Source organism: Kitasatospora sp. A2-31, assembly GCF_022288725.1.
Taxonomy (GTDB): domain Bacteria; phylum Actinomycetota; class Actinomycetes; order Streptomycetales; family Streptomycetaceae; genus Kitasatospora.
Genome location: NZ_JAKNTA010000007.1, coordinates 288,039 through 311,980, shown reverse-complemented (window position 1 = coordinate 311,980; position 23,942 = coordinate 288,039). Strand labels below are relative to the sequence as shown.

The window sequence follows — 23,942 nt, the reverse complement described above, 5'->3', positions numbered from 1 at the left end:
TGCCCGCCCCTCGACCCTCTGGAGCACTCGATGCCCGACCCCGAGCGGCTGCGCGCCGCCGCCTTGGCAGTCCGCGACACCTACGACCAGGTCAACGACCAACGGCTCGGACGGCGCTGGGACCTCACCGACTACACCCTCGGCTTCGTGGGCGACGTCGGCGACCTCGCGAAGCTGGTCATGGCCCACGAAGGGCACCGCACCGATGTGGCGGCCGACCGAGAGGCCCTCGCCCACGAGCTGTCGGACTGCATGTTCTCCCTTCTCGTGATCGCGGAAGCCACCGGCATCGACCTCGAAGCCCGCTTCCCCTCCGACATGGCCACCCTCGCCGCCCGCATCCGCACCCAGCGCACCACCACCGAGCCGGTGTCCAGCGGCGCCACCTCCGGCGAACCGCCTCCGGCCACCCCCTCACCCACCGACCACGGACTGCCGGACCCCCGCATCACCCCCGGTACGGCCGGGTGAACCGCCGCAGCCAACATCGACGACCAACCCGACCGTGGAGCGGCCCTCGTGCGCATCACCAACTTCAACCTCTACAAGGCCCGCCCGTCCGAGATCGGCACGCACAGGTGGCGGGCCCGCGTCGCCGCGGTTCGAGAACTGGCGCCCGACATCCTCACCGTCCAGGAGATCCTGGTCGACGAGGTACCCGACCCCGAGGACTGGGACCGCGCGGCAGCCGAGGTCGTACGGCGTCTTGCCGCCGACTGCGGCCTGGTCGCGGACCTCCCCCGCGGGGGCACGGCCGGTGTCGCGACGGCCGGAAGCTTCCGCCGTCCCTGGTTCACGGCCGTCCTGTGGAACCCCGAGGCCGTGGCCCCCGTCCGGGACGGCTTCCAGAGCTACGGGGCGCCCGACTTCTGGCACGCTCTGACAACCGTCCGGCTGGAGATCGGCGCGAGCGAGCCACTCCTGGTCGCCTCGTACCACGGCGACCCGTTCCGGCCCGACTTCCGTGCCACTGAGGCACTTCGGCTGAAAGGGCTTCTGCGGCGCACCGGCGGCGCGAAGGTGGGTCTGGTCGCCGGGGACTTCAACTCCGTCTCGGCTGCCACCGGCCCCGACGGCGGCTTCTACGACGCCGAGCCCTACACCGGTCAGGACCACGATGACTTGGAGTACCAGTGCGTCCCGGGAACGGTCGGCTCCACGAACGTGGCCGACCGGCGACCGACCGAGGCACTGCTGCGCGGCGGGTTCACAGTCGACGCTGCCGCCCATCTCGGTGTGCCGTGGCAGCCGACCGTCGGGTACTGGGCGGACGGGGACGGCGATCCGGATCCGTGGGGCGCGCGCCGTATCGACCTGGTCCTCGCCACCCGCCCCGTCACACCCGCACTCGTCCGCTACGGCGTCCACGTCTCACCTGCCGGTGAGGCGGCCTCCGACCACCGGCTCGTCCACGTCGACATCGACCTCGCCAGGATCGCTCCCACCTGACGAACGGCCGGCCCGTAGCCGCTCCGCCGCGCTTGTCCCAGTCCCCAGTTGCTGCCGGGACCCCGGCCGCATCCGCACACCTTGGAGGCACCATGTCCGCCCCGGGCAACCCCGACCCCGTGTACACCCACGCGGTTCCCGTGTCCGCTCCCGACTGGCCGGGCCTGCTGCGGCAGGGCACCGGCCCGATCCAGGCCGAGTTCCGCCGCCTCGTCGAACAGACCAGGCACTACCACGGGTTCAGCCCCGACCCCGTCTGGGGCAACCTGCAGACCCGTGACTACGCCAGGGAGGTCCTGCGGCTGGTCGCCGACCTGCACGACATCCCCCGCGACATCGACGCCGGAGCCGCCGAACGCGTCGCGCGTGCCCAGTACCTCGGCCAGGGCGGACGCACTTTCCACGTCCTGCTGGGCGAGCAGGCCCTGCTCACCGGCATCGGCGGCCCGGCCGTGATGCGCCCCCAGCTCGCTCACCTCCTGGAGGCGATGGACCTGCCCGGCCTCACCCTCGGCGTCATCCCCGCCCGCGCCCAGCTCCTCGTGTACCCGGGTGACGGCTTCGGGATCTTCGACGGCGCCCGGGTCGAGGTCGAGGGCTACCGCGGTGGCGAGACAATCACCGACGACCGCGTCCAGATCTTCCAGCGAGCCTTAGACCGGCTCAAGCAGTCCGCCGTGTACTCCGACGACGCCCGCGCCATCATCACCACCGCCCTGCAGAACACCTGACCGCCCCCATTCCTCCAGTCTGCGAAGGACACTGCCTGTGCCACCGCCCCCTGCCCTGTCCCTCCGTACCGGCGAGCGGCCAGGCCGCGACGACCGCCCCAGCGAGGACCGCATCCTGGCCACGCCCTCCGGCGACGCCTTCGTGGTCCTCGACGGAGTCTCCACGCTCTCCGACGACCGCCCTCGCGGCGGCTGGTACGCGGACACCCTCGGCAAGCTGATCGTCGACCGCCTCGCCGCGGGCTCGGGAACGGAGCTGACCGACGTTCTGCACGACGCGATCTCGGTGATCACCCGCACGTATGCCCTGGCACCGGGGGCCTCGCCCGCCGCGACGGTGTCCGTCGTGCGCCTGGGTGACACGACGGTCGAGGCAGCCGTTCTGGGCGACAGCCCCGTCGTGGTGATCGGCCGCGACGGCACGGTGCGAACGCTCACGGACACCCGTCTGGCCGAGCTGGTGGAATCCCGGCCGCAGGCCGCCGAGTACCGGCGGCGCCTGGCCGCGGGCAGCGGCTTCGACACCCGGCACCACCAGCTGCTGGTCGAGCTGCGCGACGCCCAGATGGGATAGATCAACCGGCCGGGCGGCTACTGGGTGGCCGAGGCCGTCCCGGAGGCCGGCCGCCAGGCAATCACGGCCACCTGGCCGCGCGCCGAGATCGCCCAGATCCTCGCCGCCACCGACGGAGTGTCCGGCGCGGTCGACGACTACGGTCTGTACTCGTGGACGGACCTGGCCGCCTCCTGCCGCGCCGATGGACCGCAGGCCCTGGTCGACGCCGTCCACCGGGCCGAGGAGCAGGACGCCCACGGCCGGACCTGGCCCCGCTACAAGCCGAGCGACGACAAGGCCCTCGCCCACCTCGACCTCACGGCGGACGGGACATCCGCCGGCTGAGCCCGCGTACGCACCTGCCGGACGCGAGCAGCACCGCTCGCGTCCGGCAGGCCACCGCGGATCACGGTCAAGGCCGGGCCGGTACCTGCGCCTCCGTGCCGTCCAATGCCCATGCCAGCCACTCCAGGCCCCACTGAAGCGGGGTTCCACGCCGGTCGGTCAGCGCGGCGGGGACCTCGAACGTGTCCGGCAACGGGATGTGCTCGCGCAGCAGCGGCTCGGCCAGCGGCGCCAGCCATTCGTACCCAGGAACGCCTGTGTGGCCGGCGACGAACTCCTCGACCACCGCAGCGGCGCGTACCGGATCGCCCGCCGTGGCGCGAATCTCCGTCTCGGGCACATCACTCACTCGGCCGGCGTGCTCGTCGGCAGCGGCCAGCAGGAGCAGCGCCAGCGCCTGCAGCCCGTGGACCGCGTACGAGTCGTTCGGGCCCTCGTCGTCCTCCCAACGCGGCTCGACCAGTTCGGCCCCCCGCCACAGCGCGTCCGACCATCCGGCCGACGGTGCCTGCGCCGCCAGCGCACCGGCCTTCCACCACAGCCTCTTCTTCTTGACCACTCTCGTCCCCTTCTCGGCAGCCCTGCCCTCACTATGCCCGACCTTCTCCCGCCGCCGGTCCGCCCATTCGGCAACCCCGCGCTGGGGTCGGCGGCCGGGGAATCGGCTGCCGACCGCACTCCGGCGCCCAGGCCCGGCCACTTGCGCGCGCCGCGCAGCCTCCTGGCGAGGAGGTGGGCGCGCGGCTCGGTCAGGAGTCGGTCAGCGGTGCGGGCCATGGTGTCGGTGAGCGGCCCCGGGGTGCCGGTTCGCTTGTGGGCGCGGGCGGTGTTGGCGCACAGCAGGAGGCGGCACAGCCGTCCGGAGCGGGTGGTCAGGACGTCGGCGAAGAGATCCAGGACCTTCTCGGCGACGGCGGGCTGGGGGAGGGAGGCCGCCCAGAGGCAGGCGGCGTCGAGGCCGACAGGCGCGTTGCCCCCGTCCTCCCAGTCGAGGACGGCGAGGGCGGGGCCGCACAGGTTGGCCCAGCCGAGGTCTCCGTGGGCGCAGGCCCAGTCGGTGACGGTGGTGTCGACGGTGTCGCCGTAGATCTCGCGGATCCGTGCAGTGAGGTGGGTCTGGGGCATGCAGAGGAGGTCGGTGGTGTGGCCGGCGAGCGCGTCGAGGGCGGCCCTCAGGTCGGTCCACCACTGCTCGGGCAGGTGCGGGTCGGTGATGAGGTCGGCGCGGTGGGAGATGGACCGGGCCGGGATGTGCGTCATCTCGTCGGCGCGCCAGACCACACCGTGCCGGTGGTCGGTCCAGAATGCCGCAGCGAACCATTCGGGCCGGGGAACGCCGGTGAGGGCGGCGGCGGCTTCGAAGCCGGTCCAGCGCTGGCGGTTCAGCCGCTGGGGCCGTCGCCAGGCCAGCCGGACCCAGGTGCCCGCCGCGGTGGGGAACCCGGCGGAGCCGTTGTGGGCCGAGTAGTGGCCGGCCTTCCGCTGGAGGGTGCAGCCCAGGCGGCTCTCGGCGTTATCCAGAACCTCCTCCAGGTCGACGGTCGACAGGTCATCCAGGCTCTGCTGCGGGGGCGTTGCCCCTCCTGCCTCGCGGTGTTCTCGCACCGTAGCGGCTTCGCGCAGCAGCGTCCGGTGGCGGGCAAGGGTGGCGAGGTCGTCGCCCCGGCCCCGGTGGCCAGCAGTCAACGCCTCCGACACCCCGCCGGCGCCCGTGCCGTGCATCGGGCGCGCGGCTCCGGCTCGTGCCCCCCGGTAACCGGAATGCACTGATCCGCACCGGCCCGGCTCTGTCCAGGTCTCGATCGGAAGGCTTCGCCGACTACCGGAACGGTTGCGGAATATTGCCGTTCCGCGACCGAACTACGCCTGGGATAAAAGGAATTTCACTTCGGAGCCCAAACGCCGGTGGGCGGGAAATCTGCCGGTACGTTGATGTTGTCGCCGCAGAAGCGGCGCAGCCCCGGGGGCGGTTGCCCCCCGCTCCCGGGGCCCTCAACCGATCAACACCGAGAGAAGCACGATGCTCGATCGATTCCGCGGGGGGCGGCGGCAGTTGCCGCCCTCCAAGACGCTCCAAGTTAGCAGGATCTTCCGGCCCGATGGCGCTGCACGCTCGTTCGGGCGAATCGAGGTGGATGCGCGTTTGAGCGGGGTGGTGGCGGTTCCTTTCGCGGTATGGCTGGCGCTCGGCAGCGGACCTGTCGCGCCGTCGCGGGGGCTCCTGCTGCTCGCGCTGGTCCAGCTCGCGGGTGGAGTAGTCGTCCGTCTGCAGCGGGCCCACGCTCGCTGACCCGGTGTGCGACCTTCCCTTCGGGGAGGGTCGCACAGCGGTTCCGGCAGCGGAATCGGAGAGCGGCGGGCGGACGCATGTGGTCGCACATCTCGGCTGGAGTTCCCGGCCGTTCATCGCAGGGCGGCGGATCTGGCCGACCTGGGTGCTTCCGGCACGACTACCAGGCATTCGTACAGTTGTACGGGCCGCGGTACCGGCAGTACGCGCGGGCGCGGCTGGCGGACGAGCGCCTGTGCGCGGAGGCGGTGGAACAGGCCCTCGACTATCTCGCGGACGGCTGGGACGCCGTTCTGCGGTGCCCTCAGCCGATGGCTGTCTGCTGGGTGCTCCTGCGGCAGGTGGTGTCCGACCGGTGCCGTCGGGCGGACAGGACCGACCGACTCCACCGCTCGCTGCCCGATCCCGCCGCGGACGCAGCGGTGCTGCGCTACCGGCTCGGCCTCGAACTGGAGAGTGCCGCGCACCTGATGGGGGTGGAGGAGTGGGCTGTCCGGGCCGACCTGCGTGCGGCAGCTCGCATGCTCGACCGCGGCTGAGATAGCCGTTCGGTCGCCGCGAAATCACTTTCTCGTGCCCCTGGCGCGGGTGAGGGGCGCGCTACCTGCACCGACGCAACCCCGTTCGCCATGATGCGCCACCGCGCGCCACCATTCACCCGCTGGGGGCATGGTGGCGCGCGGCATGCCTGCCTACGATGGGGCACCAACTTCTCCGGGAGCCCCCGGGGTTGTTTCGACCACGGAAGGGGCACCGTGGGCAGCCGTACGGGGCATGGGCCCAGCCATGCCATCGACACGTCCATCCCGAGCGCGGCGCGCATGTACGACCGACTTCTGGGCGGGACCTTGAACTTCGAGGCCGACAGGCTCGCGTGCGAGGAACTCCTCCGCACGGCGCCGAGTATCGGCGATCTGGCAGTGAACAACAGGTGGTTCCTGGAGCGCGTGGTGCGCTACCTCGCCTCCGAGTGCGACATCCACCAGTTCATCGACCACGGATCAGGGCTGCCGACCGAACCCAACGTGCACCAGGTGGCCCAGGAGGTCCACGGTGACGCCCGCGTCGCGTACGTCGACAACGACCCGATCGTGATCGCCTACGGCCGTACGTCGCTCGACGTCAACTCCGGGACCCGGTTCATAGACGCCAGCATGACCGACACCGGGAAGATCTTCGACGAGGCTGGCGCCGGCGGGTTCATCGACTTCACCGAGCCGGTCGCGGCCCTGTTCGTTTCGGTCATCCATTGTCTCAAGGACTCCGAGCAACCGCAGGAGATGATCCGGCGGGTGCGCGACCGCCTGGTGCCTGGCAGCTACCTGGTGATCTGCCAGCTCGTCAGCGATGACGAATCGGTTCGCCGGGGCATTACGGAGCTGATGGAGCACGGAACCGAGGACAACTGGGGACGGGTTCGGCAGAAGGAGGACGTACGAGCCTACTTCGACGGCATGGCCGTGCTCGACCCCTACTTGTGCGACGTCACCCACTGGCGCCCGGACTCCGAACTGCGCCGGCCGCAGAAGACCCATGAGGTGATCGAGTTCGGAGGCGTCGCGCGCGTCTGATGTCGGTCAGGCGCCGAGGCGCTGCCGGGCGGCCTGGAGCATCTGCACACTCTCCTCCCGGCTGGCGGTCTCGGCCAGCAGCATAATCATCGTGGTCTGGTAGTGGTCGAACGACGGGCCGTCCTTCTCCTTCTCCTCGGGCTGGTCGCCCTTCGCGAAGTAGCGGCCGGTCTCGTCGTTCTCCAGGTAGATGAGGTCGGGCAGGCCAGTGCCCGGGGCGAAGGCAAGGCGGGTCAGGGAACCGATGTTCCCAGCGACCGCCGGGTCGCTGCTGAAGGGGACGATCCGGATCTCGATGCGCGAGTCCTCACCGAGCCGGAGCAGGTGGTCGATCTGCTCGACCATGACGCCCGGCCCCCGCATGCAGCGATGGAGAGCGCCCTCGTCGAGGAGGAACACGGACCTGGGCAGGTCGGCGAAGTACCGGTCCTGCCGGCCGCGGCGCAGGGCCAGCCGCTCCTCGACCACCGCCGCGTCGGCCTTGCGCCTGCCGCCCGCCATCAGGGCGTAGGTGTACGCGGGCGTCTGCAGGAGGCCCGGGACCAGCTTGAGTTCGTAGGTCCACAGCGCGGACGCGGCGGGTTCCAGCCCGACCAGGTGTGCCATGAACGGGGGGACCTGGACGCCGGCCCTTGCCCACCAGGTCCGTTCCTTGGCCATCGTGGCGAGCATGATGATCTCTGCCTCGTCCCGGGGCGAGAGCTTGTACAGCACGGCGAGGTCCTCGACGTCCCGGCGCTTCGGCACAATCTCGGCGCGCTCCAAGCGGCTCAGTTTGGGGTTGGAGAACCCGACACCCTTCGCGGCCTCGGTCTGGCTCAGGCCGGCGGCCAAGCGGCGCGCGCGCAGGAGGGCGCCTACCAGCACGTGCGCCAGCGTCGGGTTCTGCGCCGGATCGGCGCCCGCCCTGAAGAGCGGCACGATGTTGCTTGCCTCGGATACGGCGAGATCGCGTGACACGCGGACCCCTTCAGAAGAGCCACCTTATCGGTCGCATCTTCCCATGAATGGGGGCCCGCGTGTCGACATCTGATATTCCTACCGCAATATCAGATCTTCAACAGGTGATCGAAATCCCCATCCTTCGCGCCGCACAGGAACGCCGCGAACTCGCCGGGCGTGAACAGCAGCGCTGGCCCCTGCGGGTCGGTCGAGTTGCGGAACGCCACCCGCCCCGATCCCGCGTCCGCCAGCTCGACACACTGACCGACCTGCGCACTGGCGCGGCTCTTCACCCAGACCCCGGCGATCGATTCCGCGGGCATCCCGTTCCGGTAGTCCATGAGTACCAGCCCTCTCCCTGTTCGAGCATTTCCGATGGTCTGAATAGTCAGACCAGAACTCCAGCGCCGCAGGTCACGGCCCTATGGAATTTCATTCTGCAATTTCTCCCGCTGGAGCACTGGAATCGTAGCCGCCGAAATTCGAACAATGGGCCCGCCGAATGGGTGACGCCAGCCCCGGTCGGATCCCCCGCCGCCAGCCGGCAACTTCGCCGCGCTCCACCCCGGCCGACTGCGCGACGCGCCAGCTGCTGACCCACCACGCCGAATGGCGCGGCGGAATCTCCCGGGGCCCCGATGCTGCGGATGACGCACAGGGAGCACCTGGGCACAAACGGGTACCGCCCGGACGGCACGTGCGCCGAGTGGCCCCGCAAACAGCGCTGCGGTTCAAGCGCCACCGACCCCCAGGCGCCGCTCTCGCCGCCCGTCGACCGGCCCTTCCTCTGAGGTGATCGCGCCTGGCTCCCCCGCAGGATCCACTCCCCCACGCCCGAGGCAGCCTGACGCGATCACCGGACATCGAGACTGCGGCGGGGACCGCCGACTCCTACGCCGCGATCGCCCGCAGGTTCGCGGGCACATCGACCTGATCGGGCACGGTGAGCCCGAGAATCTTGGCGACCTCGATGCTGGAAACCCGGTAGCCCCTGCCCGCACGGATGAGCGGCACCGGGTACTGCCCGGACTTGGCGAGGCCGTACCCAGCCGTGCGGCCGAGACCGAGGGCCCTGTTGGCGGTGGCGAGGGTGACGCAAGCAGGCAGGTTGATCAGCTCGGCGATGGTCATGGCCGGGTGGAACTGGTCGCTGGCGGTCAACGCCACGGGAGCCTCCTGCTGGTCGCGGATGCGCCGAGCGTGTTGCCCGGCTGCAAAATTGGTATCACATGCTCGACAGTCGAGCAGGAGACATGGAATAGTGCTCACCTATGGAGCAGAGCGAGTGGGTAGAGCAGCTGGCGAGCACGAGTGGTGCCGCCATCAGGAAGCGCAGGGCGGCGTTGAAGCTCACGGCGGGGGCGGTCGCCCAGCGGTGCACGGATCTGGGCTTCCCCATCAGCCGCCAATCCGTGTCCCGACTGGAGGCGGGGAAGCGGGACGCCCCGTTGAACCTGGCCGAGCTGCTGGTCCTCGCCCGGGCACTGGAGGTGCCGCCGGTCCTGCTCATCGCCCCGCTCGACCAGCAGGAGAGCGTCCGCATCGCACCCGACGTCGAAGTCCCGGCGGCCGAGGCCCTCACCTGGATCACCGGCGAGCGGCCGACCTCCGCCGCGGGCGACGGGCCCGGCGCCGTCCTGGACGTTCTGCGCCGCCACGACCGCCTGGTGCGCACCGCCGTATGGTCGACCGGGCAGGCCGTGGAACGTCGGCGGGACGCCCAGCTCGCCGGGCCGGACGACTACCAGCGCGCCAGCGAGACCGCCCAGCAGCTCGAGGACGTGGCCCGGCGCGACCGCGAAGACGTGCTGAGCGAGCGCCGACGCCTGCGCGAGCTGGGCGCCTTCCCCCCGCCGCTGCCCTCCGAAATCGCCTTCGTCGACCCCACCGGAGCGGCCTCGTGAAGCACGGGTACCTTCCGCCCCCGCTGCCGGCCGACCTCGCCCGCATCGATCGCGAGGAAGCCTGACCAACAACCTTCTGCCGGGCCCGCCCCGGCCATCAGGATCTCCGAGACGGCATCCGCCTGCCAGCTTCCGTCCGCCCCGGAGACCCCACCTCCCCAGCCTTCGACCGGAGTAGGCCGACACCATAATGCCGCACACCCCAACCCTGCCCGACCCCATGACCAAGAACTCCGCCCGCACCTCGCAGGCACCCGCAGCCGCAGCGATATGCATCTGCGCGGACGCGGGCTCACCCAGCCTCCTCTACACCCCGGCGGAGACCGCGAAGATCCTCAAGGTCAGTCCGGCGACGCTTCGCCGCTGGCGCACCCAGCAGCCGTCACAGGGCCCCGCCTACGTGCGAATCGGCGCCCGGATCTCCTACCGGCACCAGGACTTGGCCGACTACCTGACCGGTCGCCGCGTCGTACCGGGGGTGGCCGCGTGACGAACGCGCCCGAGCGGATCGACGCGCCGGTCGGCGTCAAGCTCTACACCGACATCGAGCACCGGCCGAACCGCCCCTCGCCCTACCGTGCACGCGTGCGCTGGACCGACCTGACCGACCCGACCCGACGCCCCTCGCGCTCCATGGGGTTCTCCACCGAGCCCGAGGCCCAGGAGTGGCTCGACCGCATCGCCAAGGCAAACGGCCGCGGCGTGAGCGTGGCACTGGCGACCACCGAACTCGGTGACTACGGCGATTCCGTGATGGACCTAGCCATGCGCGGCCTCGAACTCAAGACCCACGACCCCTACCTGGCGGGCTGGCGCCTGCGGGTGAAGCCCACCGTCGGCCACCTGCAGATGGCCAGCATCTCGGCCGGCATCGCCGACCGGGCCCTCAACTCCTGGATCGCCGACGGTGCCAGTGTCTCCACTTTGAAGAACACCATCGCGGTGTGGGTGCGGGTCATGGAGCAGGCGATCCGCGACGGCATCATCGAGATCAACCCCGCGCGCCTCCACGGCTGGCAGAGGCTGATCAAGAAGGCCGAGGACGAGGAGTTCGAACCGCGCGGCCTGGCCCTGCGCGACTGGGACGTGCTCGACCGCCTCGCCGAAGCCCTGGTCGAGGCCTCCTTCGGCAAGTACGAGGGCTGGGGCGACATCGTCCGCTTCGCCGGCGGCACCGGTGCCCGCATCGGCGAGGTCTCCGGCGTCCGCGCTGGCGACATCGACACGGACAACTGGATCTGGAGGGTCTGCCGGCAGACCACACCGGGCCCCGGTGGCCTCATCGACAAGGGCACCAAGGGCAAGCGCTCCCGGCTGGCCCCCATCATCCCCGAGCTCCGCCCGAACATCGCCTGGCGGATATCCAGGGTCGCCAACCGGCCCGATGCCCGGCTGTTCACCGGCCCCCGTGGCGGCCGGGTCACCACCGCGATCCTGCGTGACGCCACCCACTGGGACGATGTCGTCGTCGCGCTCGGCTACGAGTACCTCCGCCGACACGACCTGCGCCACACCGCGCTGACGTGGTTCGCCGACGCCGGCGTCCCGCCCCACGTCCTCATGCGCATCGCCGGCCACGGCCAGCTCACCACCACCCAGCGCTACCTCCACCCGGACCTTCGCTCCATCGAGCGCGCCGGAGCCCAGCTCACCACCTACATCAATGCCACCCGCGGCCTGCCCGGCCCCAAGGTCGAGGTCGAGCAGATCCGCCAACTCGCCCTGACCTCCTGACCCACGCCGTTGGAGGTCTTTGGTGGTCGTCTCCGTTCGCCACCTACTTGGAGACGGCCACCATCCGCCACGGAGCCTTTGGCATTGGCGCAGGAAGAACACGCTCCGACAGGCTGTCGGCGCGATTCGCTAACCTGCGAGCATGCCCCTGAGCTCACACAACTACCGTCTAGATCTTGGCAGAGTCCTCGATACCGACGTGCCTCTCGGCCCCTTGGAAAGCGTGCCGCTGGTCTGCTTCACGGCCTCCTCCAAGAACGGGAAGCTCCACGGGGAGAAGAACTGCGGCTCGCTCCGTTCCTCCCGCTCCGTCGAAGCGGTGACGTTGGGGCTGGGTGAGGCGGTGGAGCGGCTGTGCGGCACTTGCTCGTGGCAGATGCCGTCCGATGCTCCGCTCGTCGTCTTCACCAGATCGGTTCGGAACGTGCTGTGGGCAGCCTCCTACACCGGTGTCGACACTTCGCCTGACGTGGACTTCACCCCCTCCGACGAAGCTGACGCCGCTGCCGCGCTCGCCCAGGGCGACTATCCCCCGGAGGACGAGCACGACCAGGCGGAGTCGGACCGGTACGAGCACGCCCGATTCGTCCGTGAGCGCCACTACGGGCACTGGCGCCACCTCCACAGTTCCATGCTGGAGAGCAACTCCGCTGTGGTGGCCCATCCTTGGCTCGCAGCATGGGCGAAGCCAATCCAGGACGCGCTCGCAACCGTGATCGAGTCCGAGCGGCGCGCCTTCGCCGCGCTGTTGCGCCCCGACGCCTTGCTCGATTCCGCAGCCGTTCCCCAACTTGAGGCACCATCCGATCTAGTTTCGAAGGAAGGCTTCACAGGTCTGGGAGCTCAGGCCGCGCTGGCGCTGGGCAGGGCCTGGTCCGGCTGGGCCGACGCTGCCGGCCGCTCGTGGCTGGCGCTTGAGGGCGACCGCTCCTCCGCGTCGCTGGTCTTGCACGAAGCCTTCGGCCGGCGCCGCAAGGGCCGCGACGAGGCGTACGCGGCGCTCGACGAGCTGGTCAGGTCCTGGTGCGCGGAGGCCCGCTCCGTGGTCGCCACGTGCAAGGCGGCGCCCCGCCGGCTGGTCGCAGTATCTGTTCCGCCCACATCGTTCGACAGCTACCACGGCCGCACCCGGGATCCGCTAAGCCAGTGGGAAGCGGGGGTCATCGCCATGTACCAGGTAGCCGCGAACTGGCCAGCCGGGACGGTGGCTCTGCTCGTCCCGCAACTGATCGCTGAGCGGCTCGCTTCCGGCACCGATATCGCCATGTCCGTCACGTCGCTCGACACCGAGGAAACGGGGCTACCACTCGACACTCTGCTCGTACAGCTGGGCGATCCGACAGATCGCTAAGTAGTGGCAGACACCTAAACCGAGACCGGCGCACAGGAGGCGATGAACGGCAGGCCCCCGGTCAGCAGGTGGCCGGAGGCCGCCTGCCGTGTTCTTCGGGCCCGACCCTACTCCGGCTCGCCAAGCTGGCGCCCAGAGGCACCACCGCGACGCCGTTCTTCCGCCAGCCGCACAAGCTCCTTCAGACGCTCCTGGGTCATGTCCTCATTCCACACCGGCAGGTTCACAGCCGAGAGCCACGGTCCGACCGGGCGGGAGCCGCCGCCAAGGTGGGCATACGCGCGGACTTGGGTTGGCACGCACAGCGTCTGCACCATGATCTCCCTAATGCCGACCCCTACTGTAGGGATGTCAGCCAGCCACACGCTGTTCGCCTGGGGAAGCAGCCTGCTCGGCGGACACACCACGGGGTCACCCGCCACAAACTGGTAGGAGCCCGGCGCTTCCCAGCCGAAGTCCAAATCGATGCCTACGGCATCGACGTCGAAGGGCAGGGCGCCGGCATTGGTCACCCGCACGCCGAGAAACCGCCCGCGCTCCGGCCGATTCAGGAACCTAGTTCCCGCCAGCGCCTCGACTGGCACCTGGGTCATGCCCCGCTCGTCGAGCAGAATCCCAAGGAGGTCGATGCCGGCCACCGGCGTCGCGAGCGCGGCGACGATCTGCTGTACCTGATCGTCGGTCAATACGAGGGTATCGCGCCCAACCAACTGGGCGATCTGAGCCTTCTTCCAGGCTAGTAGCTCCTCAATTGTGTACGCGTCGGGGTGGTCGTCGACCTGCTTGTGGTGGGGGAAGCACAGCAGCAAGAGGTTCTCCTCGCCGTTGACGGCGTCGTACCCGCGAACGTGACGAGGTCCGCCTGCGTTCTCGGCCCGGATATGGGCGATCTGGGAGTTGAGACTGAGGCGACCGCGGTGCTCCATGACAAGGGGCTGTCGGCAGGTCATCTCGTAGGCGCAGTACTGCGCCCGGCCATAGAGAAGCTTGCACAGCTTAGGCCCGGGCTTGAAGGTGCTCATACCGACGAGCGTAGGCGAGCCCCGGCAGCACCGTCACCAAACGCCTATCGACCTACAGCCCCGACGAAACCCGTTGTGCCAGACCGGAGTTCGGCGCGAGATTGTCAGTGGGGACGCCGAGAATCTGCGGGTGGCCATCGAACCAGCGGAAGCTGGCGAGTCCGAGATGCTCGCCGCCGCCCTGCACACGTATCTGTCCCAGACTCGCTTCGCCTTCACCGACCTGACCGGTGCGCAGGCAACCCGGCGCATCACCCTTGCGGTGACGGAGTGGGCGGTGTCGTCTGGCTGGAGACCGAGGCGGGAGGCCCCGATGCGCTACATCGACCCGCCTCGCCAGCGCAATGGGGGCTGCCGCACCTACTGGTCTCCTCCATGGTCGGCCTATCTGGATCTGCGCTTGCTCCGCGACAACGGCCCTCCGGTTGCCGTGGAGATCGATCGTACGGACGACAGCACCGCGGTGGACAAGCTCCGCGACGAAGCTCTTCGCGGACACCCCGCATTATGGATTCGCTGGCACGGAGCAGTTCGCGCCGAACTCCCGTTCGGCGTCGCCCGCATGCGCCTACCAACACGATCCAACCGGCCACCCGCAAGGTACTCCCTGGCGCCGATTGGCACAGAGCCGACCGTCACATTCGGCGGCCCCGTCACCCTGGATGCCCGGGCAGACGCCCACCAGCGGGACCAACAGCGCATCGTTGAAGAGAAGCGCGTCGCTGCCCTTCCTCGTCCGCGGGGTCCGATCTGGTAGCAGGAGTGCGGCAGGCTCCTCGGCCGCCGGCCCACACCGCAGACTTCGGCATGCCCCAGGGCATCGTCCCGTCGCCGAACTGAACGGACACCCCGGGCGTTCACAACGGCCCGCTCCACACGTCCAGGCCGCCCAGCCCTTCGGCCCGACGAACGGCGGAACTGTGCGGGCGGCTTGAGTCACAGGCCCCGCCTGCACCGTTCATGGCCGCTGACGGGGCCGCGCGGCTCGGTGTGGGCAGGGTGCCGGGCCGCAACCGGGGGTGCGTCTACGGTGCAGGCCGCCTGCGATCGGATCTTCGCGCTCTCGGGCCCGGCGCGCCGTGATCGTCCTGCGGGCGGTCCGACACCGTCGAACCTGTTCTCGGCGGCACCGGCCCTTACTGCCGTGAACGGAGGCGGACAACCGGGGGTCCGATGGCCAGTTTTCACGTCACGCCAGCGGACATGGTCCTCTCCTCCGCCGGGTTCACCGACCTGCACAACACGGCTGCTCAGCTCTACCGCAGCCTCGTCCTTTCTCGATGGACGACGTCGCGGGCATGGCCGGTGACGGCGGTGCCGGCAAGAGTTCACCGCCACGTACGATCCTGCGGCACAGAAGGGCGTCGACGCGATGGCGCAGGTCATCTCGCTAACTCGACATCTTAAGTGATCGCTGCCATCTGCCACCAAATTCGGCGCAGTTTAGTCCAACTTTCACCCCCCGAAGCATTTCTGATGGCTTGTCACTCAAAGGAGTGACGACTGTCGGTGGGGGCTGCTTCGATGCGGACTGTCCGAGAGGTTCGTACCCGAGGAGGGTTCCATGAAGGCGTTGTACGAACGGCTGGCCGGGGCGGCGAGCGGGCTGTCGGCGGACGGTGCGATCCGTGTTGTGGCCCAGTACGAGCCGGTGGCCGGCGTGGGGACGCCGGTGGCGCCGCCGACCGTGAAGGTCAAGCAGAAGGAGGGCGACGGGCCGGGTCAGCTGTTCGAGGACCGGTGGGTTGCTGGGGAGGCTGTCAAGGTGGTGCTGCTGGACCAGCGGCAGTCGCAGGCGAACCGCTGCGAGACGGCCCTGCTGGAGGCCGTCGATCTGGGGGAGGCGGTGGTACCGCATCTCGCGCTGCACGTGACCGCGGAAGGCCGGGCGCTCCGGATGACGAACCTGGATGCGCCGCACCGCTCCCGCGACGCCTACTTCCGGGACGCGTTGGACGAGGCCGGTGTGAAGTTCGACGAGACAGACACGGGCCGTGCGCTGCGTGACACGGGAACGGGGGACGTGCGGGCATTCCTGGAGTCGGCGCCGTCGGACCTGCTGTTCGGCATCTGGGACTCGCACCGCAAGCGCCGCGTGCAGCTGAAGGTGCCGCGCACCTACACCTCCGAGATGGTGGGCCTGCATCCGCTGTCCGGGAAGAGGGCGGCGGGGCGCTTCGACAAGTGGAACTTCCCCGGCGGCAACGTGGAGCTGACCGCCGACGGCTGGAAGCCGGTGGAGGGCACCGGGAAGAAGGGCAAGGGGAAGACGCTCAAGGCGTCGGCGGTCGGGCACGGCATGATCCCGCCGGTCGAGGGCATGGGCGGGGTGACGGTCCGGACGATCGAGCGGAACGCGACGCTGGCCATGGCGGGCCTGAGGGCGCTGCGCTTCGGCGACGCGCCGAAGGAGTACGTGCGGGCAGGCAGGGCCCTGCTGGCGGCGCTGGCGCTGCTGGGCGACCGGCTGGCGTTCGCGGCGCCGGCGGTGCGGCTGCGCTCGGGCTGCGACCTGCTGCTGGTGTCGGAGCGGATCGAGTGGGTCGGCCGCGGGCGCGAGGGCGTGGCGGTGACGGAGCCGCTGGAGCTGGACACCGCTGGGCAGGCCCTGGAGCTGTTCGAGTTCGCGCGCTCGCGGGCCGAGGAGGCGGGCCTCAAGTGGTCGAAGGAGCCGGTGCGGCTGCGGCCGAACGCTCAGGTGCAGCAGGCGATCGAGCGCTCCTTCCGCCTGGAGGGCATCGGCGAGGCGGAAGGCGAGTAGAGCGTCATGCCTTTCCACATCTCGGTGGAGCTGCTGGAGCCGCTCTACCAGGCGACCGCCATGGACGGCGAGCGGGCCGAGTGGCCGCCCCACCCGGCCCGCCTGTTCTGCGCGCTGGTCGCGCACGCCGACCTCGACGACGCCGCGCACCGGATGGCGCTGACCTGGCTGGAGGCCCAGGAGCCGCCCGTGGTCACGGTGCCGGCCAGGCCGCTGGAGGCGGAACACCCGCGCGCGGCGTGGGTGGTGACCAACATCGTGGACCCGACCAACGCGACCCATACTCTGTTGCCGGGACGTACCGCCGGCGGTGTGCCGCGCAGGTGGGCACAGAAGACGCTGTCCGGTACACGGATGGTGTTCAGCTGGGCCGCAGAGCCCGGCGAGGAACTCGCCCCGGTACTGAAGGAACTGGCCTTACGAGTACCGTACTTCGGGCGATCGACCGGGGCCGGGCTGCTGGACGCCTGGTGCGGCCCCGACGAAGCCGACGACGAGTGGCGGCGGCGCTGGAGGCCTGCCGCCACCGGGGAGTACCCGAAAGGCTCGCGGCCGATCCGGATCCCCTACCGAGGGTATCTGGCCTGGCTGGAGGAGGCCTTCGAGGAGCAGCGGTCGTCCTGGAGCCAGTCCGTCACCCACCACTACCTCGACCCCGACCACACCGACCGGCCCGAAAGGCCGGTAGCGGATGGTCCGTTCGGTGACTTGCTGACGTTCTCGTTCGCCCCGGGCGTGGCGCTGGACCCGCGGTGGACGCTGGAGCTGACCGGCAGCCTGCGGAGCACGGTGATGGGCACATTGGAGGCGATGGGCCACGACGTCGAGGCGATGACCACGGTCCACGGCCACAAGAACAGCCCGGACGACCCGCGACCGGTCGCCTACCTCGCGCTGCCGTTCGCCGGCCACCGCCACGCCGACGGGATGCTCCGCGGAGTCGGCATCGCCCTGCCCCGCGAGATCCCGAAGCAGGACCGCAAGGCACTACTCGCGGCCCTCCTTCGAAATGACGGGGGCTTGCGCTGGATCCGGTTCGAGGACGGGGAACTGCTGGACCTCGTACGAGTCAGTCCCGCCGACCACGACCAGTGGCCGCAGACCATCCAGCCGGGGACGTGGCAGGGGCCCTCGACTGTGTGGACCACGGTGCTGCCGATGGTCCTCGACCGCTTCCCCAAGAAGTACGAGCAAGCCGCGTGGGCGGACTCGGTCGCGACCAGTTGCGTCTCGGCCGGGCTGCCCGAACCCACCCGGGTGCAGGTCAGCCCGCGCGGCGCGCTCGTGCCCGGGGCACGCGGCGTGCACGGGTTCCCGGTGCGCCGCAAGGACGGAGAGCGGCCGCTGCCGAGCTGCCACGTGCGTCTGACCTTCCCGGTGCCGGTGACGGGACCGGTGGTTCTGGGCAGCAAGCGAAACTTCGGCCTGGGTCTGTGCCGCCCGGAGCCCGGTTTTGAGGAGGACGACCAGTGACGGGCACCGAACGGCTGCCGGCGATCGATGCGGCCGAATTCCCGGACTTCTTCCGGGAGGTTCACCACCACACCCACTGCCCCGACGGGGCCGCGACCGCGGTGTGCGCCGGGTGCGAGGGCTGGGCTCCCTTCCCGTGGCAGAGCGCCTACCTGAACGCCGTGGCCGACGGCGCGAACTGGCCCGACCTCGACGTGCCCACTGCGCTGGGCAAGACGACGTTCATCGACACCTGGATCTTCCTCCTCGCCTGGGAACACGCATGCGGGCCGGGCCGGGAGCACCGGACGGTGCCGCTACGGCTGTTCTTCTGCGTCGACCGGCGCCTGGTAGTCGACCAGGCACACCAGCACACCACGGAACTGGCTGCGGCGCTCGCAGGGGCGCCGGCCGGCTCGGTGCGGGCGAAGGTCGCCGCCGCGCTGCGCGACCTCGGTGGCGGAGCGTCGCCGCTGGAAGTGGTGCGGATGCGCGGCGGCACCAGGTGGGAGTCGAACTGGGTGCGCAGCCCGGCCCAGCCGCTGGTGGTGACGTCGACCGTGGACCAGTACGGCAGCCGCCTGCTCTTCCGCGGCTACCACACCTCCCCGCAGCGCGCTCCGATCGACGCCGCCCTGACCGGGTACGACGCCCTGCTCGCCCTGGACGAGGCCCACCTGTCGAAGGCCCTGCTGGCGACTGCTGCCGACACCGCGCTCTACCAGCAGACAGCGATGCGCGGGGAGTTGGCGACACGGGCGCTTCGGGTGGTGAGTCTGTCGGCGACCAGCACCACCAGCGGCCGGCCCCGCCTGGGCATCGGTGACGGGGACCGCAACCACCCGATCGCCGGCCGGCGGATCGCGGCCAAGCGCCACGTGACACTGCTGGACGCCAGCGACTGGTCGAAGAAGCCCGCCGAGGCGTTCGCCCTCGCGGCCGAGACCGGCCTCGACGCCGTCCTGCCCATCCTGCGGCTGCCCGCAGTCGCGATGATCGCCAACACCATCACCCACGCCCGCGCCGCCCACGAAGCGCTCTCCCGGCGCACCGACGTGGACGTGCTCCTGCTGACCGGCCGCTGCCGGCCCGCAGAGCGCGACCTGCTCGTCACCGGCCCGCTGGCCGAACTCCTTACCGGCATCGACCCCAACCGCGAACGCCCCCTCGTCGTGATCAGCACCCAGACCCTCGAAGTAGGGATCGACTGCACCTTCGGGGCCATGGTCAGCGAATGCGGCGACTGGGCCTCCGCCCTGCAGCGCCTCGGACGCCTCGACCGCCGAGGTGAACTCGGCCCCGTACCCGCGATCCTCGTACGCACCCACAACCCCGAAGACCCCGACCACATCCCCGTCTACGGCCCGGCCGCCGCCAACACCTGGCAGTGGCTCACCCAGCACACCACGCCGTACGACACCCAGGACCCCGCCGAGCTGACCCCCCACCTCCTCGACGGCCTGGTCCTCAACCCCGCCACCCTGCCCGACCTCCTCGACGGCACCGACACCACACCGCTCACCCGCGCCGGCGAACACATCCCCCCGGTCGAGCAGACACGCCTGGCCGCCTTCGCCCGCACCAGCCCCATCCCCGTCCCCGACGAATCCCCCGCCCCCTTCCTCCACGGACTCGACACCAGCCAGCCCGAAGTCCAACTCCTGTGGCGCGCCGACCTCCCCACCGACGCCGCCGACCCCGAGACCCTCGCCGAGCACATCCGCGCCACCCCCGTCCACACCGCCGAAACCCTCGCCCTGCCTCTGGCCACAGTGCGCCGCTTCCTCACCGAACCCCGCGCGACCCCCGACACCAGCGACCTCGAAGGCGCCAACGCCGACACCACGCCCGAACCCCGCAACCCACCCACCCGCCTGCGCACCACCGTCCTCCAACGCGAGACCGACGGCACATGGACCACCCCACGCCTCATCCAGGACCTTCGGCCCGGAGCCACCCTCGTCCTGCCCACCACCGCCGGCGGCCACGACGCCTACGGCTGGACCGCCAACCCCGACACCCCCGTCCCCGACCTCGGCGACCACCCCACCGACAACACCCGCACCCCGCTACGCCTCGACCCCGTCGTCCTGGCCAGCACCACCGGCGCCACCCCCGAGCAGTTCACCCCGATCATCAAGCAAGCCCACACCGACCTCACCGCAGACCCCAGCGACCCGGACGCCTTGAACACGACCGACGCGATCCGTACCGCGATCACCCGGCTGCTCGCCGCCCTGCCCACCGACACCCCAGCAGACGGCCCCGCCCGACACACCCCGGTACTGCGCCGGCGCCTGGAGACCCTGCTGGAGATCGCCGACTGGCGCACCGGACGGGAGGCAGCGGCCGGGGTAGTGCTGATCGACCACGGTGGCCCGGGCCGGATCGTCCTCGTTCCGCCCCGGCTCATCGACGCCAACCGCTACCGGATCGCCGTCGACGACGAGGACCCGGACAGCAGCAGCCTCACCCGCACCGTCACCCTCAAGCACCACCACCAGGCCGTGGGCGAACGCGCCCGCGACTTCGCCCGGGCCATCGGGCTGCCCGACGACCTAGTCGACGCCGTCGAGCTGGCGGCCCGGGCCCACGACTGCGGAAAGGACCACCCGCGGTTCCAGTGCATGCTCTGCTCCGGTGACCGCCTGCTCGCCGAATCCCTGCCCGAACCCCTCGCCAAGTCCGGCATGGACCCCGCCGACCGCACCGCCCGCCGACGCGCCGCCCGGCTGGCCAACTGGTCCAAGGACCTGCGCCACGAAGCCCTCAGCGCCGCCGCCGTACAGGCATGGCTCGCCACCGACCCCGCAGCCGCCCAAGGCATCGACCACGACCTCGTTACCCACCTCGTCACCGCCCACCACGGCTACGCCCGCCCGATGCTGCCCGCGTTCGCCGACCCCGAGCCCGTCCTCGTCGAGTGCACCATGCCCGACGACACCACCATCGCCGTCTCCAGCACCGTGATCGGCACCGACTGGAACGGCCCGGACTGCTTCGACGCGCTGAACCAGCGCTACGGCTTCTGGGGCCTGGCCCTCCTCGAGACGATCCTGCGTCTCGCCGACATCGCCTGCTCCGAAGAAGGCAACTGACGTGCATCAGCTCGAACTCCCCGCACTGCGCGCCGACGACCCGCTCGGCTTCCTCGCCGCCCTCGGCGTCCTCGAACTCACCACAGCCGCCCTGCCCGCAAAGCCCCGCCTCCACTGGAAGGGGCCGGCCGGAGCAGCCGTCCTCACCACTGACCGTCCCCTCACTCTCGACACCCTCACGGAGCTCCTCACCAGCCATCTCCCGCCCAAGCCCGCCCAACGGAGCAAGAAGAAGGTCAACGGGGAGGAACGCGAGAACCCGGCAGCCGCTGTCGACCCACTCCCGTACGCCCCAGGCCTGCTGACCATCTCCCGGGACGACGACCCCACGGCACGCAACGACGCCCTGCGGATGCGTCTCGACGCCAACCACGACCTCCTGCGCCGACTCGCCCGGGCCGAACGAGAAGACGGCAGCCACCTGGCCCGCTGGCTCGCCTCGCTTACCAACAGCATGTGCTTCCGGGAGTTCACGCCCGACACCAAAACTGGGGGCTCCGGGAACAGGGTGGTACGCCGCACTCGCACCACTCCGCTGATCGCCACCAGCGGACGCATGACCCTGACGATCGTGATGCAGAAAGCCGTCGAAGGATGCCACCAGGATCCCCTGCAGATCCGGTCCGCCCTGACGGGCTGGCGCCGCATCCCCGAGTACGCGCCGGCCAATCTGGACCACCGCGCCCTCGGTGACGCCCACACCAATCCGGAAGGCGAGGCCTACCAGCGCGGTGCCCCCGGCCCCGCCTGGCTCGCCCTCCACGCCCTCGGTACCTTCCGCCTCACCGCCATCGGCCGAACAGAAGCCGCCACCAGCTGGGACACCACCGACGGCGGCGCGCTGCGCTGGCCGGCTTGGACACCACCACTCACCACCACCGCTGTCACCGTCCTGCTCGAACACCCCGCCGTCCGCACCCCCGAACCTGGTACGAGCCGCAATGCCAGAATGCTGACCAACCTCGGCGTCACCGCCCTCTACACCGCTCCCCGGACAGGCACCTCGAAGTACGCCAGTCCCCTCGCCGCAGGCCGTCCTCTCTGGCCCTGAACCCCGCTATTAATCACGCCTCCAATGCCCGATCCTTGACAACTCCACAGCGCCAACACGCAGAACGAGGCCCCGGCCGACCACGACTTCGGAACCCCAAGCACACACGAAAACACCCCACCATACCGAAGCGACAAGTCTGAATTGCCCCGAAAACTGCCCCCCGCAGATACAGCAACTGGCCCCTGAGCGAACGATCCAGCGGCTCAACTGCCGTCGCTCCGCACTATCCAGGTGCGGCCTCATCCCAGCCACGACACGATCAACCAGCTGGCCAGGCTGGTCGCGTCGCTCCGTACTATCCAGGTGCGGCCTCATCCCAGCTCGGTCAGGCGCTGCGCCTCGCGCTTCTGCTCCTGATCCCTCCGCACCATCCCGGTGCGGCACCATCGCAGCCTGACTCAAGCCCTTCGGGAGTCCGGCCAGTGGGACGTCGCTCTGCACTTCGGCGTGGCTCCATCGCAGCGACCCCGACGCCGCCGAAACGTTCACCGAGAACACGTGCCTCCGCACCACTCTGGGTGCGGCACCATCGCAGCCCGGACCTTCACACCCGGCTCCGAGCCCAGTCTCCTGGTGCCTCCGCACCATCCCGGTGCGGCTCCATCGCAGCCTGGCCGGCGCGACCCCGCGCCTCGGCGGCCCGGTCGTGCCTCCGCACCAGCTCGGTGCGGCACCATCGCAGCGCCCGGATCATCGCGGCCAGCTACATCCACCGTGCCGTGCCTCCGCACCACTTCAGTGCGGCACCATCGCAGCCAGACCGCAGCCTGTTTGACCACGTCGCCGGGCTTCGGGCACCTCCGCACCTCGCCGGTGGGGCACCATCGCAGAACCACCAACGGCCTTACGTTGCCCCCGAAGAAAGCGTTCCTCCGTACCTCGCCGGTGCGGCGCCATCGCAGCGACCCGAGCACCGACGCCCCTCGCCCTCCCAGGGCAGTCGCTCCGCACCGGCCCCGGTTCGGCACCATCGCAGCGACAAGCTCAAGACCGCGGTGAGGGGGCTGGCGGACGTCGCTCTGCAGCATCCCAATGCGGCACGGTCGCAGGGTGTCCCTCTACGGCGGCTTCGGCAACGGCTTCGAGTCGCTCCGTACCATCCCAGTGCGGCACCATGGCAGCCACAGGCCTTCGACGGCGCAGTTGGTGCCCGCCTCCAGTTGCTCCGCACCACTTCGGCGCGGCACCATCGCAGCTTCAAGCAGTACGCGCTCGTGTTCGCGGCCTCCAGTGCTTCCGCGTCTTCTAGTGGGGCACCATCGCAGCACCCCAGCGACTTGGCCGGGCTGGGTCTCGATCAGCGTCGTTCCGAGCCTGAGGTCGACGCGGCGCGGGCGAAGTTCCTCCGCATCTCAGCCGGGGGGACATCGCAGCTCGTCCGGCACCTCGGTGACCAACCACCCCACCGCGTGCTCCTCTGCACCTCACGGGTGCAGCACCATCGCAGCCACAGTTCCTGGATCGTCATCTGCAGTGTGCCGAGCGGCGCTTCCGCACCTCACCGGTGCGGCACCATCGCAGCAAGCCTGGCGTCGACAAGGCCTCTCCGAAGATGGGAGCGTCTCCGCACCTCACCGGTGCAGCTCCATCGCAGCGTCCCCCTCCTCGTGATCACCGTCGCGGAGGCGGCCGGCGTCTCCGCACCCACTCATGCGGCTCCATCGCAGCATGCCCCACGTCGT

General features: G+C 70.2%; 23 protein-coding genes. 16 read left to right on the top strand and 7 right to left on the bottom strand.

Annotated elements, in window-relative coordinates; all coding sequences use genetic code 11:
* Positions 1-30: 30 nt before the first annotated feature.
* From MCM47_RS21610 to MCM47_RS21590, 5 genes are all read left to right on the top strand, one after another.
* Positions 31-471 (top strand): nucleotide pyrophosphohydrolase, encoded by a 441-nt coding sequence (locus MCM47_RS21610; protein ID WP_238863295.1) that lies wholly within the window; start codon positions 31-33, stop codon positions 469-471.
* A 48-nt stretch (positions 472-519) separates the two neighbouring features.
* The gene (locus MCM47_RS21605) at positions 520-1,449 is read left to right on the top strand and encodes an endonuclease/exonuclease/phosphatase family protein (RefSeq protein WP_238863294.1); all 930 of its coding nucleotides are present in this window, start codon (positions 520-522) and stop codon (positions 1,447-1,449) included.
* A gap of 92 nt (positions 1,450-1,541) precedes the next feature.
* A complete protein-coding gene (locus MCM47_RS21600; protein ID WP_238863293.1) occupies positions 1,542-2,180 on the top strand; it encodes a DUF5753 domain-containing protein in 639 nt (212 codons plus the stop codon).
* A gap of 37 nt (positions 2,181-2,217) precedes the next feature.
* Positions 2,218-2,754, top strand: coding sequence for a protein phosphatase 2C domain-containing protein (locus MCM47_RS21595; protein WP_238863292.1), 537 nt, complete (start codon positions 2,218-2,220; stop codon positions 2,752-2,754).
* A gap of 24 nt (positions 2,755-2,778) precedes the next feature.
* Positions 2,779-3,081 carry a hypothetical protein gene (locus MCM47_RS21590; protein WP_238863291.1) on the top strand — a complete coding sequence of 101 codons (303 nt, stop codon included), beginning with the start codon at positions 2,779-2,781 and terminating at the stop codon, positions 3,079-3,081.
* A gap of 67 nt (positions 3,082-3,148) precedes the next feature.
* Here the strand turns inward: MCM47_RS21590 and MCM47_RS21585 are convergent, their stop codons facing one another.
* Both MCM47_RS21585 and MCM47_RS21580 read right to left on the bottom strand, forming a co-directional pair.
* Complete coding sequence (locus MCM47_RS21585) at positions 3,149-3,430, bottom strand: hypothetical protein (RefSeq protein ID WP_238863290.1); 282 nt, start codon at positions 3,428-3,430, stop codon at positions 3,149-3,151.
* Positions 3,427-4,803 (bottom strand): hypothetical protein, encoded by a 1,377-nt coding sequence (locus MCM47_RS21580; RefSeq protein WP_238863289.1) that lies wholly within the window; start codon positions 4,801-4,803, stop codon positions 3,427-3,429. Before MCM47_RS21580 ends, MCM47_RS21585 begins: the two co-directional genes overlap by 4 nt.
* 747 nt (positions 4,804-5,550) lie before the next feature.
* Between MCM47_RS21580 and MCM47_RS21575 the strand changes: the two genes are divergently transcribed.
* Together MCM47_RS21575 and MCM47_RS21570 are read left to right on the top strand one after the other, a co-directional pair.
* Positions 5,551-5,910 (top strand): hypothetical protein, encoded by a 360-nt coding sequence (locus MCM47_RS21575; protein ID WP_238863288.1) that lies wholly within the window; start codon positions 5,551-5,553, stop codon positions 5,908-5,910.
* A 216-nt stretch (positions 5,911-6,126) separates the two neighbouring features.
* Entirely contained in the window at positions 6,127-6,942 is an 816-nt protein-coding gene (locus MCM47_RS21570; protein WP_308222394.1) for an SAM-dependent methyltransferase, read from the top strand.
* A 6-nt stretch (positions 6,943-6,948) separates the two neighbouring features.
* Here the strand turns inward: MCM47_RS21570 and MCM47_RS21565 are convergent, their stop codons facing one another.
* From MCM47_RS21565 to MCM47_RS21550, 4 genes are all read right to left on the bottom strand, one after another.
* The gene (locus MCM47_RS21565) at positions 6,949-7,902 is read right to left on the bottom strand and encodes a helix-turn-helix transcriptional regulator (RefSeq protein WP_238863287.1); all 954 of its coding nucleotides are present in this window, start codon (positions 7,900-7,902) and stop codon (positions 6,949-6,951) included.
* 89 nt (positions 7,903-7,991) lie between these two features.
* Positions 7,992-8,225 carry a DUF397 domain-containing protein gene (locus MCM47_RS21560; protein ID WP_238863286.1) on the bottom strand — a complete coding sequence of 78 codons (234 nt, stop codon included), beginning with the start codon at positions 8,223-8,225 and terminating at the stop codon, positions 7,992-7,994.
* 550 nt (positions 8,226-8,775) lie between these two features.
* A complete protein-coding gene (locus MCM47_RS21555) occupies positions 8,776-9,051 on the bottom strand; it encodes an integrase (protein ID WP_238863285.1) in 276 nt (91 codons plus the stop codon).
* Positions 9,052-9,109: 58 nt separating this feature from the next.
* The gene (locus tag MCM47_RS21550; protein WP_238863454.1) at positions 9,110-9,283 is read right to left on the bottom strand and encodes a hypothetical protein; all 174 of its coding nucleotides are present in this window, start codon (positions 9,281-9,283) and stop codon (positions 9,110-9,112) included.
* Between MCM47_RS21550 and MCM47_RS21545 the strand changes: the two genes are divergently transcribed.
* From MCM47_RS21545 to MCM47_RS21530, 4 genes are all read left to right on the top strand, one after another.
* A complete protein-coding gene (locus tag MCM47_RS21545; RefSeq protein WP_238863443.1) occupies positions 9,228-9,788 on the top strand; it encodes a helix-turn-helix transcriptional regulator in 561 nt (186 codons plus the stop codon). The two genes, MCM47_RS21550 and MCM47_RS21545, sit on opposite strands and share 56 nt — an antisense overlap.
* 220 nt (positions 9,789-10,008) lie before the next feature.
* A complete protein-coding gene (locus tag MCM47_RS21540) occupies positions 10,009-10,278 on the top strand; it encodes a helix-turn-helix domain-containing protein (RefSeq protein ID WP_238863284.1) in 270 nt (89 codons plus the stop codon).
* Positions 10,275-11,522: a site-specific integrase gene (locus MCM47_RS43350; protein WP_238863283.1), complete on the top strand. Its 1,248-nt coding sequence runs from the start codon at positions 10,275-10,277 to the stop codon at positions 11,520-11,522. Before MCM47_RS21540 ends, MCM47_RS43350 begins: the two co-directional genes overlap by 4 nt.
* A 142-nt stretch (positions 11,523-11,664) precedes the next feature.
* Positions 11,665-12,873 carry a hypothetical protein gene (locus MCM47_RS21530; protein ID WP_238863282.1) on the top strand — a complete coding sequence of 403 codons (1,209 nt, stop codon included), beginning with the start codon at positions 11,665-11,667 and terminating at the stop codon, positions 12,871-12,873.
* A gap of 107 nt (positions 12,874-12,980) precedes the next feature.
* Here the strand turns inward: MCM47_RS21530 and MCM47_RS21525 are convergent, their stop codons facing one another.
* Positions 12,981-13,895, bottom strand: coding sequence for a hypothetical protein (locus tag MCM47_RS21525; RefSeq protein ID WP_238863281.1), 915 nt, complete (start codon positions 13,893-13,895; stop codon positions 12,981-12,983).
* 130 nt (positions 13,896-14,025) lie between these two features.
* On the opposite strand from MCM47_RS21525, the gene MCM47_RS21520 reads away from it, so the two are divergent.
* From MCM47_RS21520 to MCM47_RS21500, 5 genes are all read left to right on the top strand, one after another.
* On the top strand, positions 14,026-14,652 hold the full coding sequence (locus tag MCM47_RS21520) for a hypothetical protein (RefSeq protein WP_238863280.1): 627 nt from the start codon (positions 14,026-14,028) through the stop codon (positions 14,650-14,652).
* 807 nt (positions 14,653-15,459) lie between these two features.
* On the top strand, positions 15,460-16,656 hold the full coding sequence (cas7u, locus tag MCM47_RS21515) for a type I-U CRISPR-associated RAMP protein Csb1/Cas7u (protein WP_238863279.1): 1,197 nt from the start codon (positions 15,460-15,462) through the stop codon (positions 16,654-16,656).
* Between the two features lie 6 nt (positions 16,657-16,662).
* Positions 16,663-18,129, top strand: a complete 1,467-nt coding sequence (csb2, locus tag MCM47_RS21510) for a type I-U CRISPR-associated protein Csb2 (RefSeq protein ID WP_238863278.1) — start codon at positions 16,663-16,665, stop codon at positions 18,127-18,129.
* Complete coding sequence (cas3u, locus tag MCM47_RS21505; protein ID WP_238863277.1) at positions 18,126-21,206, top strand: type I-U CRISPR-associated helicase/endonuclease Cas3; 3,081 nt, start codon at positions 18,126-18,128, stop codon at positions 21,204-21,206. The genes csb2 and cas3u overlap by 4 nt, the downstream gene beginning before the upstream one ends.
* A 1-nt stretch (position 21,207) precedes the next feature.
* Positions 21,208-22,257 (top strand): hypothetical protein, encoded by a 1,050-nt coding sequence (locus MCM47_RS21500; protein ID WP_238863276.1) that lies wholly within the window; start codon positions 21,208-21,210, stop codon positions 22,255-22,257.
* Positions 22,258-23,942: the final 1,685 nt, after the last annotated feature.